This window comes from Streptomyces sp. NPDC021224 (genome assembly GCF_044332905.1).
Classification (GTDB): Bacteria; Actinomycetota; Actinomycetes; order Streptomycetales; family Streptomycetaceae; genus Actinacidiphila.
In genome coordinates, this window is the sequence record NZ_JBIRPW010000004.1 from 192,037 (window position 1) to 209,209 (window position 17,173).

General features: G+C 73.5%; 13 protein-coding genes. All 13 read right to left on the minus strand.

The window, feature by feature from the left end:
• Positions 1-106: 106 nt before the first annotated feature.
• Complete coding sequence (locus ACH4PY_RS12570; RefSeq protein WP_398179855.1) at positions 107-1,051, minus strand: carbohydrate kinase family protein; 945 nt, start codon at positions 1,049-1,051, stop codon at positions 107-109.
• A gap of 152 nt (positions 1,052-1,203) precedes the next feature.
• Positions 1,204-1,734, minus strand: a complete 531-nt coding sequence (locus ACH4PY_RS12575) for a hypothetical protein (RefSeq protein ID WP_398179858.1) — start codon at positions 1,732-1,734, stop codon at positions 1,204-1,206.
• A gap of 242 nt (positions 1,735-1,976) precedes the next feature.
• On the minus strand, positions 1,977-3,176 hold the full coding sequence (locus ACH4PY_RS12580; RefSeq protein ID WP_398179861.1) for a glycoside hydrolase family 6 protein: 1,200 nt from the start codon (positions 3,174-3,176) through the stop codon (positions 1,977-1,979).
• Positions 3,177-3,387: 211 nt separating this feature from the next.
• Positions 3,388-4,290: a carbohydrate ABC transporter permease gene (locus tag ACH4PY_RS12585; RefSeq protein ID WP_398179864.1), complete on the minus strand. Its 903-nt coding sequence runs from the start codon at positions 4,288-4,290 to the stop codon at positions 3,388-3,390.
• The gene (locus ACH4PY_RS12590) at positions 4,287-5,183 is read right to left on the minus strand and encodes a carbohydrate ABC transporter permease (RefSeq protein ID WP_398179867.1); all 897 of its coding nucleotides are present in this window, start codon (positions 5,181-5,183) and stop codon (positions 4,287-4,289) included. Before ACH4PY_RS12590 ends, ACH4PY_RS12585 begins: the two co-directional genes overlap by 4 nt.
• Positions 5,183-6,526: an ABC transporter substrate-binding protein gene (locus tag ACH4PY_RS12595; protein ID WP_398179870.1), complete on the minus strand. Its 1,344-nt coding sequence runs from the start codon at positions 6,524-6,526 to the stop codon at positions 5,183-5,185. The genes ACH4PY_RS12590 and ACH4PY_RS12595 overlap by 1 nt, the downstream gene beginning before the upstream one ends.
• 9 nt (positions 6,527-6,535) lie before the next feature.
• The gene (locus tag ACH4PY_RS12600) at positions 6,536-7,972 is read right to left on the minus strand and encodes an aldehyde dehydrogenase family protein (protein ID WP_398179874.1); all 1,437 of its coding nucleotides are present in this window, start codon (positions 7,970-7,972) and stop codon (positions 6,536-6,538) included.
• Positions 7,973-8,218: 246 nt separating this feature from the next.
• Positions 8,219-9,430, minus strand: coding sequence for an ROK family protein (locus ACH4PY_RS12605; protein ID WP_398179877.1), 1,212 nt, complete (start codon positions 9,428-9,430; stop codon positions 8,219-8,221).
• A 261-nt stretch (positions 9,431-9,691) separates the two neighbouring features.
• Positions 9,692-12,496 carry a DUF5682 family protein gene (locus ACH4PY_RS12610; protein WP_398179880.1) on the minus strand — a complete coding sequence of 935 codons (2,805 nt, stop codon included), beginning with the start codon at positions 12,494-12,496 and terminating at the stop codon, positions 9,692-9,694.
• Positions 12,493-13,638 (minus strand): AAA family ATPase, encoded by a 1,146-nt coding sequence (locus ACH4PY_RS12615; RefSeq protein WP_398179882.1) that lies wholly within the window; start codon positions 13,636-13,638, stop codon positions 12,493-12,495. Before ACH4PY_RS12615 ends, ACH4PY_RS12610 begins: the two co-directional genes overlap by 4 nt.
• 82 nt (positions 13,639-13,720) lie before the next feature.
• Positions 13,721-15,181, minus strand: a complete 1,461-nt coding sequence (locus tag ACH4PY_RS12620; protein WP_398179885.1) for a VWA domain-containing protein — start codon at positions 15,179-15,181, stop codon at positions 13,721-13,723.
• Entirely contained in the window at positions 15,178-16,569 is a 1,392-nt protein-coding gene (locus tag ACH4PY_RS12625) for a hypothetical protein (RefSeq protein WP_398180822.1), read from the minus strand. The genes ACH4PY_RS12620 and ACH4PY_RS12625 overlap by 4 nt, the downstream gene beginning before the upstream one ends.
• Positions 16,569-17,084 carry a hypothetical protein gene (locus ACH4PY_RS12630; RefSeq protein WP_398179888.1) on the minus strand — a complete coding sequence of 172 codons (516 nt, stop codon included), beginning with the start codon at positions 17,082-17,084 and terminating at the stop codon, positions 16,569-16,571. The genes ACH4PY_RS12625 and ACH4PY_RS12630 overlap by 1 nt, the downstream gene beginning before the upstream one ends.
• Between the last annotated feature and the right edge of the window lie 89 nt (positions 17,085-17,173).

The window sequence follows — 17,173 nt, forward strand, 5'->3', positions numbered from 1 at the left end:
AAAGGACCTCCCGGCGGACTCCCGCCGCCGTACCGGCGTCCCGGATCCCGCGCCGCCCACCCGGCGGGACCGCCGGTCCGCCGGACCGCCGCCCCTGCGGAGCCGGTCAGCCCGCCGCCGTGCGGGCCCGCGCGGCCCGCGCGACGGCCGCGGCCAGCTCCGGGGCGCCGATCAGCTCCTCGTGCGTGCCCGGACTGCCGCACGCGAAGGCTCCGGAGACCGCGCCCGCGAGCACGCACTCCTCCAGGGGCGCGCCGGAGAAGCGGCGGTGCAGAAAGGCCGTCAGGAAGGCGTCGCCCGCGCCGTTGCTGTCCACGACGGGCCGCTCCGGTGCCACGGCGGGGAAGCGTCGCGGCACCGGCTCGCCCCGCTCCAGGACGTGACAGCCCGCCGCGCCGTCGGTCGCCACCACGAGGGAGGCGCGGCCCTCGGCGAGGATCCGCCGCATGACCTCGGGTATCCGCTCCCCCACGGCCGCGGCGCTGAGGAAGACCAGATCGGCTCCCAGCGCCCAGGGCAGCGCGGAGGCCTCCTCGCCGTCCCAGGCGTGCAGGTCGGTGGAGACGGTGCGGCCCAGGCGTACCGCGTCAGCGAAGACCGGCTCGGCGTGCGCGGAGCGGGATATGTGCACGTGCCGCGCCCGCTCGACGTGGGGCAGGTAGAACTCCCGCGGCAGCCGCAGGTCGAGCGGATGGCGGCCGTCGTAGAAGGAGAAGCGGCGGCCCTCGCGGTCGACCAGGTTGACACTGCGCGGGGTGCCGGCCGGGGCGGGCAGATGGTGGAAGTCGAGCCCGGTCGCGGCATACCGCTCCAGGATCATCCGGCCCTGCACGTCCTCGCCGAGGAAGTCGATGAAAGCCGTGGCCAGGCCCAGGGCGTGGAAGCCGAGCGCCACCCCGTTGCCCGAGTGCGCCACGTAGTCCCTGATCGGCGGGACGGAGCGCGAGTCGCCCTCCGGCACCCCCAGTTCGTCCACCAGCACGATCGTGTCGACGCCCGTACCGCCGACGACCAGTACGTCGTACGCCGCGCCCTCCGCTGCGACCGCCATGGCTGTGCTCCCCCCGCTTCCCGGCCGGCCTCAACCTGACCGGCCGTGCTGAAACTTACAGAAAGATCTTACCGAGCCACCCAAGCCCCGGCCAGGCCCGCGCCCCGCCCTGTGGACAACTCCCTAGGCCCCGCCGGAGCCAGGCCCTCGGGCTACGACCGGTGCTCGGACCGGCGCTCCGGCTCCGCGTCCTCCGTCAGCACCAGCACCGACATCCGGGACAGCGGCGGCACCGGGCCCTCGCGCCCGGCCCGGGCCCAGGCGACGGTCAGGGTCAGCCGGATCATCCGCCGGGCGGCGTGCAGCAGCAGTGCGGCGAGCGGGAGTTCGGCCACGGCGGCGGTGATGATCGAGACCGCCAGATCGCCGCTGTTCCAGTCCAGCACGATGTCGAACCACGCGTCGCAGCACAGCAGCGTCGCCGTGGCGACGGCCCAGGGGATGAAGATCTGCAGCCGGCGCCACGCGCACACCGCGGTGATGCCGAGCAGCACGATGAGCGCGCCGTCGAAACCCACCCAGGCGTAGCGCCAGTTGCTCACCGTCCGGTGAGTGGGCAGGCTCACGTAGAGATAGCCGATCCAGGGGATGAGGAAGAGAAAGCTTCCGGTGATGACGGCCAGCAGCACGCGGCGCATGTGGCGCACGTGCGGGTCGTCCGGCGAGGGCACCTCGGGCAGCATGCGGCCACTCTGCCCCATCGCCCACCACCGCACCGGCGGCCCCACGCCGGGAAGGCGGAGAGCCCGCCCGCCGGCGCGGTGCCGGCGGGCGGGCTCGTTGCGCGGTCCTCGCCCGAGGCTGAGGGCGGAGGAGCCGCGGCGCGCGGCCCGGGGGCGGTCCGGGGCCGGCGCGGGTCCGCCAAAGGTGCGGCGCGGAGCCGCAGCGGGAGCCGGGCCCGCCACGGACCCGGCCCCGTCCCGGCTCAGTGCGGCAGCACCGCCGGGTTCGCGTTGTGCAGCAGTTCCAGCGCCTGCTGCGGGAACCACTTGCCGGCCGCCGGGTCCTGGTAGCCGCGCTCGGGGTCGTTGGGGCCCGCCGTGCCGCGGGTGCACTGGCCGTCGGACTCACCCGGGATCTTGACCCAGAGCTTGGCGTCCTGGAGCGGGTCGCCGGTCTTGAGGGTCGGGCGGGCGCCGAGACCGCGGCCGGGCGGGTTGCACCAGTCCTGGGCGTCGGAGTAGACGCCGGCCGGGGGCGTCCACGGGCCCTGGCCGTTGCGGCTGGTGTCGGCGACGTAGTGCTTCATGGCGGCGGGCGCGGTGTGGACGTTGGCGTCGATCCAGGTCTGGGCGTCGTTGACGGGCCACCACTGGTTGGGGCAGGCCGCCGCGTCGCCGCCGCCGGAGACATAGGCGAGGCAGGACGAGACGAGCTTGCCGTACCAGGCGATCTCGCTGTCGGAGCGGTAGTTGGAGATGTTGAGGTAGAAGCCGGTGGCGTCGTCCACGCCGCCCGCGACGAGCCGCGGGACGATGTCGTTGATGCTGTGCCAGCCGCTGTGCCCGGCGTCGAGGTAGACCTTGGTGCCGGCCAGCGGTTCGAGGGCGTCCACGGCGTAGTGGATCTGGTCGTAGCGCTCGGCGGTCTTGGTGCCCTGGGCGTCGTCCATCCCGCAGTCGGAGGGGACGAGCGCGAGCGAGTCGGGCTCCAGGACCACGTCGGCGGGACGGTTGCCGATACCGGCCTTCACCGCGTCGATCCAGGCCTGGTAGTCGGCGGTGTTCGCGGCGCCGCCCGCGGAGTACTGGGCGCAGTCGCGGCCGGGGATGTTGTACAGCGCGAGGACGGGCAGCTGGTGGCGGCGGGCGGCCGCGCTCACGGTCTTGTCGACGGCGGCGCGGGTGGCGGCGGGATCGGTGCCGCCGTCGAACCACACGGCCTGCGGGGTGAGGGTCATCGCCAGCAGCCCGGCGGCGTCCTTGAGCTTCAGGTGCTTGGCGAGGTCCAGGATCTGCGCGTTCGCGTCCGCGTTGGCCGGCGGGGTGAACAGCGTGGTGGGGGCGGCTGCGGGGTGGCCGGGCGCGGTGGCGTGCGCGGGCACCGCGGCCGTGACGGCGGCGAGTGCGGCGGTCGCGGCGGCGACGGTGAGCGTACGGGTACGGGCGCGGGCGCGTGCGGTCATGCGGACGGGCTCCTCGGTACTCCTCGGGCACAGGACACGGTGACCGCCGAGGAGCGCTGCCCGGCATGGGATGGGAGCGCTCCCACCGGCGGTTGAAGGAATTAACTCCTCGCAGCACTACCGGCGTCAATCCCCTGTGCGGGCTTCAAGAAGTGAAGACCTCGAAGCCCGCACAGGGTCGGGGCCGGGCACAGGCGCGAGCCGCGGTCCCCTACTTGAGGGCCCCCGTCACCAGGTCGATCCGCCAGAAGCGCTGGAGGGACAGGAACAGGGCGATCACCGGCAGCACGGACAGCAGGGTCCCGGTGATCACCAGTGAGTAGAGCGACGCCTCCGCCGCGCCGTGCCGCAGCAGGCTGTAGAGCCCGACGGTGAGCGGGAACTTGTCGTCGGAGGTGAGCATCACGAACGGCAGCAGGAAGTTGTTCCAGATCGCGATGAACTGGAGCAGGAAGACCGTCACCAGTCCCGGTCCCATGAGCCGCAGGCCGACCGAGACGAACAGCCGCCCCTCCCCCGCCCCGTCGATCCGCCCGGCCTCCAGCAGCGAGTCCGGCACGGCGGACTCCGCGTAGATCTTGCACAGGTAGATGCCGTACGGGTTGAACAGCTGCGGCAGCAGCACCCCGACCAGGCTGTCGGTCATCCCCACCTTGGACAGCAGCAGGTACTGCGGCACCGCGAGCACGATCTGCGGGAGCAGCACCCCGGCGAGGATGGTGTTGAACAGCGCGGTCCGCCCGCGGAAGGTGTACTTGGCCAGCGCGTAACCGGTGGCCGCCGATACCAGCGACGCCAGCACCCCGCCGACGGTGGCGTAGAGGAAGCTGTTGAACATCCAGTGCCAGAAGATGCCGCCCTGGTAGTCCGACAGGTCACGGATGTTGTGCACCAGGCCGAGGTCGAGCGAGGGGGTGTAGGTGTCGGTCGAGAACAGCTTGGTGCTCGACTTGGTGGCCGCGACCAGGATCCACAGGGTCGGCACGACGCAGTAGAGCGCGCCGAGCACGAGCCCGGCGGTCGGCAGCACCGCGATCCGCCGCGGGCGCCGGGCCGCGCCCGGGGCGGCGGCGGTACGGCCGCGGGCGGCGGGGGCCAGGGAGGGGGCGGTCATGCGGACTCCTGCTGGACCCGGGTGTGGATGAGGCGGGCGGTGACGAAGGACACCGCGAGGGCGGCGGTGGTCAGGACGACGGAGGTGGCGGCGGCCGAGTAGATGTCGGAGTTCCCGAACGCGTCGTCGTAGATCTTCATGAGCGGCACCCAGGTGGACGACACCGCGTTGGACAGCGGCTTGAGGGTGTTGGGCTCGTTGAAGACCTGGAGTGCGGCGAGGACGGTGAACAGCGTGCACATCACGACGGCGGGCATCACCATCGGCACCTTGATGCGCCGTACGATCTGCCACTCCGAGGCGCCGTCGAGGCGCGCGGACTCGTACAGCTCGGCGGGCAGGGCGCGCAGCGCGGTGTAGATGACGATCATGTTGAAGCCGACCGCGCCCCACACCGAGACGTTGGCGACCGAGAAGTAGACCGCGACCTGGCCGAAGAAGTCGGCGCGGTCGCCGCCGATCGGGCTGGTGGCGGGCAGGTAGAGGAAGCCCCACATGAGCGAGGCGATGACGCCGGGCACCGCGTACGGCAGGAAGATCGTCAGCCGGGTGGCGCGGCGCAGCCGGGTGCCCTCCAGGTCGAGCAGCACCGCGAAGAGCAGCGCCAGCCCGACGGTCGCGGGCACGGTGATCGCGCCGAGCGCGAGCATCCGCACCACGCCGGACCACAGCTCGGAGTCGCCCAGGACGTCGCGGTAGTTGGCGAGCCCGGCCCAGACGGTGTGCGTGCCGCCGCCCAGCAGGCCGCCGTTGACCTTGCGGCGCTGGAAGCTGAGCAGGAGCGCGTAGCCGCCGGGGGCCACGACGAAGCCGGCGAAGAGCAGCACGGCGGGCAGGACCAGCAGGTAGGGAAACCCGCTGGTCCGGCGCGCGGGAGGAACGTGGCGTGCCATCAGCCGACCGTGAATCCGAGCTTCTTCATGTCCGCCAGGGTCGCGCTCTGCATGCCGTCGAGCGCGGCGCCGAAGTCGCCGCCGGACTGCAGGGCCTTGCCGAAGCCGTCGGTGTAGCCGGTGAAGGTGACGGTGACGTCCGGGCCCCACATCGGGAAGCTGCGGGCGGCGGGGGCGACCTTCTTCACCTCGGCGTAGAAGTCGGGCTGGTTGGGGAAGAACGCGGGCGCGGCCTGGAGCACCGGCAGGGAGCGGCCCGCGGTCGCGGCGGGGTAGACGTTGATCTGCTTGACCTGCTCGGTCACGGCCGCGTCGTCGGTGTTGAGCCAGGACGCGAAGGCGGCGGCCTCCTTCGGGTGCTCGGAGTCGGCGGTGACGGTGGTCGCCGAGCCGCCCCAGATGCCGGTGGCCGGGTCGCCCGCGGTCCAGGCGGGCAGCTGGGCCACGGCCCACTTGCCCTTGGTCGCGGGGGCGATGCCGCCGAGCTGGGCGGGGGCCCAGGCGCCGGAGATCCAGGTGAGCAGCGTGCCGTCGTTCATCTGCTTGTTCCACTGCGGGGAGAACGAGGGGTTCTTGGCGACGCTGCCGTCGCCGACGAGCTGCTGCCAGTAGCCGGCGACCTTCTTGGTGGGCGCGTCGTTGATGTTCACCTTCCAGATGTCGCCGCTCGCCGACCACCACTGCGCGCCGGCCTGCTGGGCGAGCCCGGTGAACCAGCCCGGGTCCGCGGCGTCGAAGTTGGTGAGGTACGCCTTCGGGTCCTTCGCGCGCAGCGCCTTGGCCGTCGTCGCGAAGTCCGCCCAGGTCTTCGGGACGCTCAGGCCGTACTTCTGGAAGAGGTCGGTGCGGTAGAAGAGCATGAGCGGGGCGACGTCCTGCGGGACGCCGTAGACCTTGCCCTGGAAGACGGTGCTCCGCAGCGTCGCGTCGTCGAACTTGGTGACGGTGTCCTTGGTGTAGTCGGTGATGTCGGCGACCACGCCCTTGGACACCAGCGCGGGCAGCGACTGGTATTCGACTTTGGCGATGTCGGGGCCGTTCTTCGCCTCGTGGGCGGTGATCATCTTCGCCACGAGCTGGTCACCGCCCGCCGGGTTGGAGAGCTTGACCTGGATGTCGGGGTGGGTGGTGTTCCACTTCGCCACGACCTTGTCGATGTTGGGGTCCCAGTCCCAGAAGGTCAGGGTGACCTTGCCCTTGCCGCCGTCCGTCCCCCCGGGCCTGCCGTCCGCCTTGTCGCCGGAGCCGCCGCCCCCGCACGCGGCCGTGGCCAGCAGCAGCCCGGCCGCGAGGGCCGCGGCCGCGCTCGCGCCCGCGCGCCGTCTTCTCGGTGTCACGCTCATGGGGTGTCCTCAGCTCTCTGTGGTGGCGGGCGCGGCGGCCCAGTCGGGAAGGGTCAGTGGGGTGCGCTGGAGGCCGATCCACTGGCGCCGGGTGAAGCCGGGCATCTGGTTGTCCGCGCCGTGCCGGGCGTGCGCGTCGTTGACGTGCACCTCACCGGCGTGCAGCTGCTCCGCGACGGACAGGCCGCGTACCAGGTCGCGGGTGAAGACCGAGTTCATCAGCATGGGCAGGCCGTTGGTGAGGGCCACCGCCTCCGCCTCGGTGTCGACGACGGTCACCGGGATGACCGGGCCGAAGATCTCCTCGCGGAAGGCGGGCATGTCCGCGGTGACGTCGGCGAGCACGGTGGGCCGGTAGAACAGCCCGTCGTACGTGCCGCCGGTCAGCAGCCGGGCGCCCGCCGCGAGCGTCGGTTCGACGATGCCGCGGTGCACCCGGTCGCGCTGCGCCTCGCTGATGAGCGGGCCGAGCGCGGTGCCGGGGGTGAACGGGTCGCCGACGGTGAGGGCGGCGGCCCGCCGGGTCAGCGCGTCGAGATAGGCGTCGGCGACCTCGCGCAGCACGATGTGGCGGCTGGCGCTGATGCAGGTCTGGCCCTGGAACTCCAGCGAGGCGATCATCGCGCAGCCCGCCGCGAGGTCGATGTCGGCGTCGTCGAGGACCACGAAGGCGTTGCTGCCGCCGAGTTCGAGCCGGATGTCGCGCAGCTCGCCCGCGGCGGCGCGCTCGATCGCCAGGCCGACCTCGCGCGAGCCGGTGAAGTCCAGCATGTCCACGCCCTGGTGGCGGGCCAGCGGCCAGCCGGCGTCCGGGCCGTCGCCGGTGACGACGTTGAGGACGCCGGGCGGCAGCCCCGCGTGGTCGGCGGCGGCCGCGAGCACCTGGCCGCCGATCACCGGGGTCAGCTCGGCGGGCTTGAGCACCACGGTGTTGCCGAAGGCCAGGCCCGGGGCGAGGGCGCGCATCGCCAGGTTCATCGGGTAGTTCCACGGTGTGATGAGCCCGAGGACCCCCAGCGGCACCGCGCGCGACAGCGACAGCTTGCCCGCCTTGTACGGCGGCAGGATGTCGCCGGCGTTCTCGCTCGCCTGGACCGCGGACAGCGTGAGCTGCTTGATGCTCGTGCCGACCTCGTCCTCGGCCTTGGCCCGCACCCCGCCGGTCTCGCGCATGCTGAGTTCGACCAGGTCGGCGAAGTGCGCCTCCAGGTAGCCGCACATGGCGCGCAGGTACGCTGCCCGGTCCGGTGCGGACAGCGCGGCCCAGCCGGGCTGCGCGGCCCGCGCGGCGGCCACCGCGCGGTCGATGTCGGCGGCGCCGCCGCGGGCGTAGCTGCCGAGGGGGCGGCCGGTGGCCTTCTCCTCGACGACTGCGGTCGCTCCGGAGGCGGCGGGCACGAAGGCGCCGTCGATGTACAGCCGGCCGTCGCCGGGTTGGGAGGGCATACGGGCTCCAGGGTGCGTACGGGGAGGGTGGCGGAGCATCGTCCGCCCGCTTTTTCTGCGACTTAAACTAAGTAGAAGCGAATGGGGGGTCAACGGTCGTGACACAGAAATTTCCGCGATGTTGCCGCCCGGTGCGCGCGAACGGGCGCGAGCGGCACGCCCCGGGAACCCTTCAGCCCGGGTGACGGGACGTCAGAAGCGCTGCGGCGTCGATGGGTTGACCGGCCGGGCCGGGCTCGTCACGGGTCAGCGCCCGCCGGCGGTGAGGAGTTCGTGCACCGGCAGCGTCGCGGCCCCCAGCGCGACCTGCTCCGGGCCCAGCCGCCCGAGCTCCAGCACCGTGCGCCCGGCGAGGTAGTCCAGGGTGTGGCGGCGCATCGCGTCGCGCACCGCGGGCAGCACCGCGGGGCCCATGGCCGCGCTGACCCAGCCGGAGAGGATGACCCGGTCGGGGCCGAGCAGGTTGACGAGGTTGGCGACGCCGATGCCGAGGTATTCGGCGGTGCCGCGCAGGGTGTCGGCCGCGGGGCCCGGCCGGGCCGCGTCGGCGACCAGAGCGGCGAGCCGTGCCTCGGTGTCCGCGCCGCCGCCGGTTCCGGGGCGGGCGGCGGACGGCTCCGGGAGGCCCGCGAGCCGCCCGTAGCGCTCCAGGATCGCGTCCGCGCCGACGTATGCCTCCAGGCAGCCGCGCGATCCGCACCGGCAGGGCGCGCCGCCGGACTCGACGACGGTGTGGCCCCACTCGCTGGTGGTACTCGTCACCCCGCCGGGCGAGCCGGTGGCGACCGCGGCGCCGACGCCCACCGCGAGCAGGCCGACGATGGCCCGCTGCGCCCCCCGGCCCGCACCGCGCCACATCTCGGCCTGGCCCAGCGTGCGCGCGCAGTTGTCGACGTGCAGCGGGGCGGCGACGTGCGGGCGCAGCAGCGCGCCGAAGGGCACGTCGGACCAGCCGAGGGTCGGCGCGTGCACCAGGCCGTCCGGCAGCACCGCGCCCGGCACCCCGACACCGACGCCGAGCAGTGTCGCGGGGTCGGCGCCCGCCTTCGCGGTGACCTCCTCGACGCCGGCCCGCACCAGCTCGGCGAGCACGCCCGGGTCGGGGCGGCCCTCGTCCATCGGGTAGGTGGCGGTGGCGACGGTGTCCAGCGTCCAGTCGAACAGCCCGACCTGGACGTGCGTCTCGCCGATGTCGACGCCGACGACCTGCGCGTACCCGGGGCGGACTTCGAGGAGCGTACGGGGCCGGCCGCCGTCGGAGTCCAGCAGCCCGGCCTCGGCGACCAGGCCGTCGGCGACCAGGTCGGTCACGACGTTGCTGACCGTGGCGGAGCTGAGCCCGGTGGCCTTCATCAGGTCGAAGCGGCTGGCCGGGCCGTGCAGATAGAGCCTGGTCAGCACCGACGTGCGGTTGATGCGCCGCAGGTCCCGCGTCGTCCGGCCCACCTCACGTGTCACCGGGCTCCCCCTCAAGCTGTCGGTCCCGGCCATCCGCGCGCCTTGCCGGTCCCACCGCGGGACCCGCCCGGCGGGACCGGGGGCGCGTCCGGACTGCACGGCGCCCCAGGGAATCGCTACGACATGGCACATAGTGCCAGATCGCGGCTGCGGCGCCGCCGCTCGGGGAGCGCTCTCCCGGATTTCGGCGCCGGTCCGGTGTGACGGGAACGGGCCGGGACACCCCCGCGGCGGGGCGGCCCGGACCCGTCTCCCGGCGGCTCAGACCCCGAGGAGCCCGGCGAGCGCCCCGGCCGTCGCCGGGTGGCGGGCGACGAGGGCCGCGCCGTCCGCGCCGGGAGCGGCCGCCGCCCAGCCGTCCTCGCAGCCCAGCAGCTGCGCGAGCGCGTCGCACGCCGCCGGATGGGCGGCGAGCAGCGCGGCGCCGGGCGCGCCCGCGGGCAGGAGCGCGGGGGCGGGCTCCGCCAGCCACGGCGGCACCCATGCGTCGAGGGCCGCGAGCCTGCCGGGGAAGATCCGCCCGGCCTCCCGGATCAGCAGCGGGGCCAGTTCCGCGCCACCGGAGCGCAGCGTTCCGATCAGCGTCGGCAGCCACGGCAGCAGCACCGGGTCGGGCAGCACCGCGAAGGCGTCCGACACCAGCTCCACCACGAAGTCCGCGAGCTGTGGAACGGGCTCCAGGGCGTGCAGGAAACCGCTCAGGTAGCGCGGGTAGGCGGGCACCACCAGCGGGTTGCCCAGCAGCCCGGAGCAGCGGGCGCGCAGCTCGGCCCGGGTCAGCCGGCCGAGGTGGAGCTGCGCCGCCCACAGCAGCGCGACCCTGGCCGGCTCCTCCGGGTGGGACTGCGCGACGGCCAGCTCCAGCTGGGTGCGGTCGCAGCCGAGCGACAGCGCCAGGCCCTCCATGCCGAACAGGAAGCCGAGCGTCGCGGCGACCTGCCGCACGGTCGCGTCCTCGTCGGTGAACGCGGTCGGCAGCAGCGTGCAGTAGTGCGCGTAGCCGGTCTTGACGAAGGACTCGATCCAGCCGGGCAGCGTCGGCTCGCTGGTGCGGTAGTACGCGAGCAGCCGGCGGACCCGGCGCAGCACCTCGGGCGCGCCGTCCACGGTGCGCTCGGTGGCCAGCACCTCCAGGGCCCGGTTGCCCAGTTCGTCGGCGAGGCGGCGGCCGCGCAGGTGGAGCGTGGCGTCCTCGACGGCCTGGAGCACACGGGCGGTCGTCGCCTGCGGCCCGTAGGCCTCGCGCCGCAGCCGCTGTTCCAGCACCTGTTCAATGCTCACGCCCTCGTAGCCCAGCTCGATCAGGGCCCGCTGGTGGGTGCCGAGGGCGAGGTCCCAGGACTCCTGGATGGGCTGCTCGCCGAGCCGCCGCTCGCCCATGATGGGGCGGGCGGTGCCGGGCGGCATCAGGTGGCGCAGCATCCACAGCACGTCGGAGCAGGCCTTGAGCTCCGGCTTCGACGCCATGTCCAGCAGCGCGCGCTGCACGCCGCGCTGCTGGAGCTTCAGGCCGAGCGGGGCGAGCCGGTCGTGGACGTCGCGGGCGAGCGGCGGCAGGGCGTCGTAGCCGACCTGACCGATCCGGTCGCCGCCCATCATGATCTCGACGATCCGGCGCACGTCCCGGCGGCCGGGCACGGAGTCCTTCTCGATGCAGGTGACGGCCGCGTCCTGGAAGTCGTACGGCGTCGGCCTGGCCCGGTCGCGCATCCCGGCCAGCAGGATCGAGGTCTCGAAGACGGCGATGGCGTCGGCGGTGGAGGCGAGGTAGCCGTTGCGGCGGGCAGCGCGGACGACGTCGACGCTCCAGCCGAGCAGCTCCTCCTCGTCCAGCCCGTCGAGGACCGGCGGGCGCCGCAGGAAGCCGCTGAGCCGGTCGGCCGCGGCCGGATCGGGCACGGGGACGACGGACTTGGCGGTTCCTGCGGACTTCGCGGACTTCGCAGCCTTGCTGCCGCCGGTCTGTCCGGCGAGCCGGAAGGGCCGTACCCGGCTGCGCTTGACGTTCTTCGCCCACTGCGTCGCGGCGATCGACACCGAACCGCCGGCCAGCCCGAACTGCGCCTCGATCGCCGCGTGGCTGGACGGGATCAGGCCGTACTGCCAGGTGCTCGCGCTGGGCGGGGTGATCTCGAAGGTGTCGCTGCCGTGCACGCCGAACTCCGGTACGCGGCTGGCGGCGTGGAAGGCGCCGCAGACGTAGAGGCAGTCGGCGGGGTCGGTGCCGGTGGCCGCCAGGTGCTCGCGCATCCGCGTCCACATGTAGCGCTCACGGTCCTCGTCCACCCGCACACGGCCCGGGTCGCCGGGCGCGAGGCGCCGGAAGAGGCTGCCGATGAGCAGCATCACCTGGCGGTACGTGTCGTGGTCGCTGTCGCCGAGCGGCACCTCGACGTACTGGTGCCACCACTCCGACCAGTGCCGTACCCGCCCGTGGTGCAGCAGGTGCTCCTCCAGTTCGGCGAAGCGCGGCCGCAGGTCGCCGACCTCGACACCGACGGCGTCCCCGTGCAGCGCCGCCTCCTCCTCGGGGGCGGGCGCGTCCGGGTCGCCGGCGGGCCCGGCGGCGGGGCGCGGGCCGTCCGGCTGCCACTGGAAGACGTGGTCGCACGACCGGTCGACGAGCACCAGCTCCACGCCGGGGGTGTCCAGCGCGTACGCGATCGCCTGGTACTCGGCGGACGCCTCGGTGATCGGGGCGACGACCGACAGCGGCGCCCACTCGGCGGGGAAGCCGTCGACCTCGCTGGCGAAGGCCTGCACCGCCACCGGCAGGCGGCAGTTGCGCAGCTCGGTGAGCAGCGGCGCCATGTCCTCGCACAGCTCCAGATAGACCACCTTGGGCTGCTTCTCGCGCAGCCTGCGAGCCATGGCGACCGCGGAGGCGGGCGAGTGGTGGCACACCGGGAAGATCTCCAGCGGCTCGCGCACCGCGCGGCCGACGTCGTCGACGATGCCGAGCAGGATGCCCTCCAGGGCGTCCGGCCCGTCCGCGAACTCAGCGGCGGCCTGCTGGAGCTGGCCGCGCAGCGCGTCGAAGGGCGCTGCCTCCTGCGCGGCGCTCACGACAGGGTGGCTATCGCGTCGCGGCCGCCGTCGAGGAATTCCGGCCACGAGCCGCCCTGGTCCTTGCTGCGCGGCTCGACCACGCCGTGCAGGTACTTGTTGAGGATCGCCAGATCCTCCGGTTCGCGCCGGGCCAGCGAGCCGACGAGGGAGGCGGCCAGGGTGCGGGCGGTCAGGCTGCGTTCGCCGAAGAAGGTGCTGTGCAAGATGGCGTCCTCCAGCACGCCGATCTGCTCGGCGGTGGACAGCGCCGACTCCAACTTCTCGTCGTCGCTGCCCGCGGCTGCGGCCGAGGCACGCAGGTCGGCGAAGCTCTGGAGCAGCACGTCCAGCAGCGTGGGCGGCACGTCCAGGTCGATGGAGTGACGCCGGAGCAGTTCCTCGGTGCGGAAGCGGACGATCTCCGCCTCGCTCTTCTTGTCGGTCACCACCGGGATGCGGACGAAGTTGAAGCGCCGCTTCAGGGCCGACGACAGGTCGTTGACACCGCGGTCGCGGCTGTTGGCGGTGGCGATGACCGAGAAGCCCGGCTTGGCGAAGACGATGTTGTCGGCGGTGCCGTCCGCCCCGGCCTGCGCGGTGTCGCCGCCCAGTTCGGGCACCGAGATGTACTTCTCCGACAGGATGGAGATCAACGCGTCCTGCACGTCGCTGGTGGCGCGGGTCAGCTCCTCGAAGCGGCCGATCGCGCCGGCCTCCATCGCGGTCATGATCGGCGAGGGAATCATCGAGTCGCGCGACTGACCGCTCGCGATGACCTGCGAGACGTTCCACGAGTACTTGATGTGGTCCTCGGTGGTGCCCGCGGTGCCCTGGACGACGAGCGTGGAGTTGCGGCAGATCGCCGCGGACAGCAGCTCGGCGAGCCAGCTCTTGCCCGTGCCCGGGTCGCCGATCAGCAGCAGGCCGCGGTCGGAGGCGAGGGTGACGATCGAGCGTTCCACGAAGCTGCGGTCGCCGAACCACTTCGGGGCGATCTCCCGGTCCAGGCCGTCGGAGCGCTCGGAGCCGAGGACGAACAGCCGCACCATCTTGGGCGACAGCCGCCAGCTGAAGGGCTTGGGGCCGTCGTCGACGGACTCCAGCCAGTCCAGCTCCTCGGCGTACTTGATCTCCGCGGGCGCGCGCAGCAGGTCGGACATGTCAGGGCCTTTCTCGGAAAAAGGAGGGAACGCATGAGGGTGCCGTGGACGCGGCGGGAGGGGACGGGCCGGACCTGGACGGTCAGGTGAGGAACGACTTCAGCTCGTGGACGAGCTTGCGTATGTGGCCGGACAGCACCGGCGTGCCCAGGTCCTTGAAGCGCTCGCGGAACCACGGGTTGACGCTCCCGCGGCCGGCGCTGGTCACCGAGCCGACCGGGATGAACCGGGCGCCCGAGCGGTGGACGGCGGCCATGCTCTCGAAGAGCACTTCGCCGCGCCATTCGTAGAAGTCGGAGATCCACACCACCACGGTGTTGCGCGGCTCGGCGATCAGCGGCTGGGCGAGCGCCATGGCGACCGTGCCGTCCGTGCCGCCGCCGAGGTTGGTGCGCAGCAGCGTCTCGAACGGGTCGTGCACCCACGGGGTGAGGTCGAGGGCCTGCGTGTCGTACGCGATCAGGTGCACGTCGACCTTGGGCAGGCCCGCGAAGATCGAGGCCAGGATGGTGCAGTTGACCATCGAGTCGACCATCGAGCCCGACTGGTCGACGACCACGATCAGCCGCTGCGGTGTGGTGCGGCGGGCGGTGTGCCGGTAGTAGAGCCGGTCGACGTAGAGCTTCTCGTCCTCCGGGCTCCAGTTGGTGAGGTTCTTCCATATCGTGCGGTCCAGATCCAGGTTGCGGAAGACCCGCTTCGGCGGGATCGACCGGTCGATCGCACCGACGGTGGCCTTCTCCACCTGGGTGCGCAGCACCTCGGCGACCTCGTCGACGAAACGGCGGATCAGGGCCTTGGCGTTGGCCAGCGCCACGCCCGACAGGTTGTTCTTGTCGCGCAGCAGCTGCTCGATGAGCGACATGCTCGGGGTGAGCTGCGCGGCCAGCCGCGGATCGGCCAGCACCTCGCGCAGCCGCATCCGCTTGACCAGATCGGCCTCGATCGCCGCCAGGTCCGGTCCGATCGACGGGACGAGGCGGCTCAGGTCGGGCGTGCCGTGCCCGCCGCCCGTACCGGTCGGGCTCACACCGGGGCCCGCCGCGGAGCCCGTCGCCCGGCCGCCGCGCAGCTCGCCGGGGCGGCAGCCGAGGGCGCGCTCCAGCCAGCCGGCATCGGCCTGCCAGCGGGCGAGCTGCCCCGCGGTGACGGCGCCGCCGCCGGTCGCGAAGACGTTGAGCAGCACCTTGGAGACCAGGGCGGCGCGGCGCACCTCGGCGGCGCGGTCCCGGCCGTCGTCGGGGGCGTCCTCCTCCCTGCCGGTGTCCGCGTCCTCCTGTTCGGGTGCCCGCGGGACCATCAGGCCGTCGAACTCGGCGGCCAGTGCGGGATGGCGCTGCACCAGGGTGTCGACGGAGACCTGCGGGTCGAGGAGGGCGGCGGGCAGGCCGATGTCCTCGACGACGGCCAGGCTCGCGGACTCCAGGGCCGGCTGCTCCTCCTGGTCGAAGAGCCGGGCGAGCAGCCGCCAGTAGACGACCTGCCGCCGGGCGTCGTGAGCGGGCTCGGGGACTGGGGCGGGGGCGGTGTGCTGGTCGGTCATTTCCGCAGCAGCCTTCCCGCGCGCTCGCGCAGCGCCGCGGCGGCGTCGGTGGCGGCCTTCTCCGCCTTGACCCCCGCCTTGTCGGCCGTACCGCCCGCCCAGGCACCTGCGTGCAGCGCGACGGGCTTCTTGCGGACGACGCTCTCGACGGCGAGCGGCTGGAGGCGGAAGGCTCCCGCGTCCCAGCGCAGCAGGCCGATGCACGCGGCGGACGCCGCCACCGCTTCCGGTGTCAGCGGGCCGGCGACCGGGACGCGGTCGGTGTCGACCGGCAGCTGGCCGCCCGCGAAGGTGAAAAGCAGGCCCCGCTCGTCGTCCCGCGCGGCCGTGTAGCCCTCCACGAAGACCGGGACGGCGATACGCGCGGGGTGCCGGTCGAGCGGCGCCGTCGCCGTATCGGCCGCGGCGGGCAGCGCGACCCTGGCCGTGCTGAACGCGTCGGCCGGCTCCCCCGGGCGGGCGCACGCGTCGTCCCAGACCAGATCACCCTCGGCCGAAAGCGGCATCCCCGTGACGTCAACGCAACGGCCCTCGCCCGCCGCCGCCAGCAGCGACATGTGCGGGCGCAGCAGCTGCCACAGGCCCGCGCCCACCACCGTCTCCGGCTTGGGCGCCGACACGCTCGCCCGCACCAGCAGCGCCGCGGACCCGTCGGCGGGCTCGAACACCGCGTGCACCTGGGCCTGCACGGCTGTGGCGTGCTCGTGCAGATCGACACCCAGCGGCAGCAGCCGGCCCGTCGCCCGGCCCCCCGCGGGCGCCCCCGTGGCGCCGGGCAGCGTCAGCAGCAGCGCGCGCGACCACAGGTCGGCCCAGCGGCGGGCCGGGACGCGCTCCAGGGCGGCGCCGGGGCAGCACGCCGCCAGCTCGTCGGCGAATCCGTCGAGCAGCGCGGCCAGGCGGCGCAGCGCGGGGTCGGGCAGCAGCGCTGCGACGACCGGCGCGGCGCCCGAGACGACCTCGTGGTCCATGCCGCTCCAGCCGCAGCGGGCCAGGTCCGACAGCCAGGCGCGGGCCGCCGCCAGGACGTTCAGCGTCTGCGGCGCGCCCGGCTCCGGGCGGACCGGCTCGGCGGCGGACCGGCCCGTCGCCTCGGCGACGCGCGCGGCCAGCGCGTCGTGCACCGAGCCGAGCAGGGCGGTGCGGCCCGCGGCGAGCGCCACGAAGTGGTCCTCACCGGCCGTACCCGCCGCGGCCTTCTCCGCGGCCTCGGTGACCTTCCCGGCCAGCGGCGACCCGGCGAGCGCACCGGCCAGCGCCGCGAGCCCGGCCGCCTGCGCGGGCTGCGGCCGCATCAGGCCCGCGGCCAGCGCCCCGTCGAAGGCGTCGACGGCGGCCAGCGCCTCGTCGAGCCCGTCGATCCGCTCCGCGAGCACGTCCACCCGCATCACGCCACCGCCCTGGTCGGCGGGAACCACTGCATCTCGGGCAGCGGCGCGGTGGTCGGCGCCAGCTCCAGGTAGCTGAGCTGGCGCAGGAAGCGGCTGAAGACGGAGGCGGCCGCCGACGAGTCGGCCTGCTGCGGGCGGGCCTGCTCCATCGGGGTGAGGACCGCGTCGGCCTCCGCGCCCGCCGCCACGGGGTCGAGGCGCATGTAGCGGGCGACACGCTGCGCGCCGTACTGGAGGACGGCCTCGCCGACGAGCGCCCGGATGTGGTTGCAGAACATGCCGCGCGCACCGCCGCAGGGGCGGTTGTTGTTCGTGCTGCAGGTGAAGGCGAAGGAGCCCGCGGCGACCGACGAGACGTAGACCCGCGCGATGTCCGAGCCGCTCGACACCACTCCCTGCAACCGCCCGTCGGCCAGCTCGACGAACGGCACCTTGGCGAGCTTGCGCGGACTCGCGGGCGCCACCACCCGCACCGTGCTGGATTTCCCCCAGTCGGGCTCCCACTCGGACAACGCGTCATCTCCTCTGCACACGCCGGGATGTTGCGCGCCGGACCGGCGCGACACCACAGACGGTAGGGGGAGGGTCTGACAATGCCGAT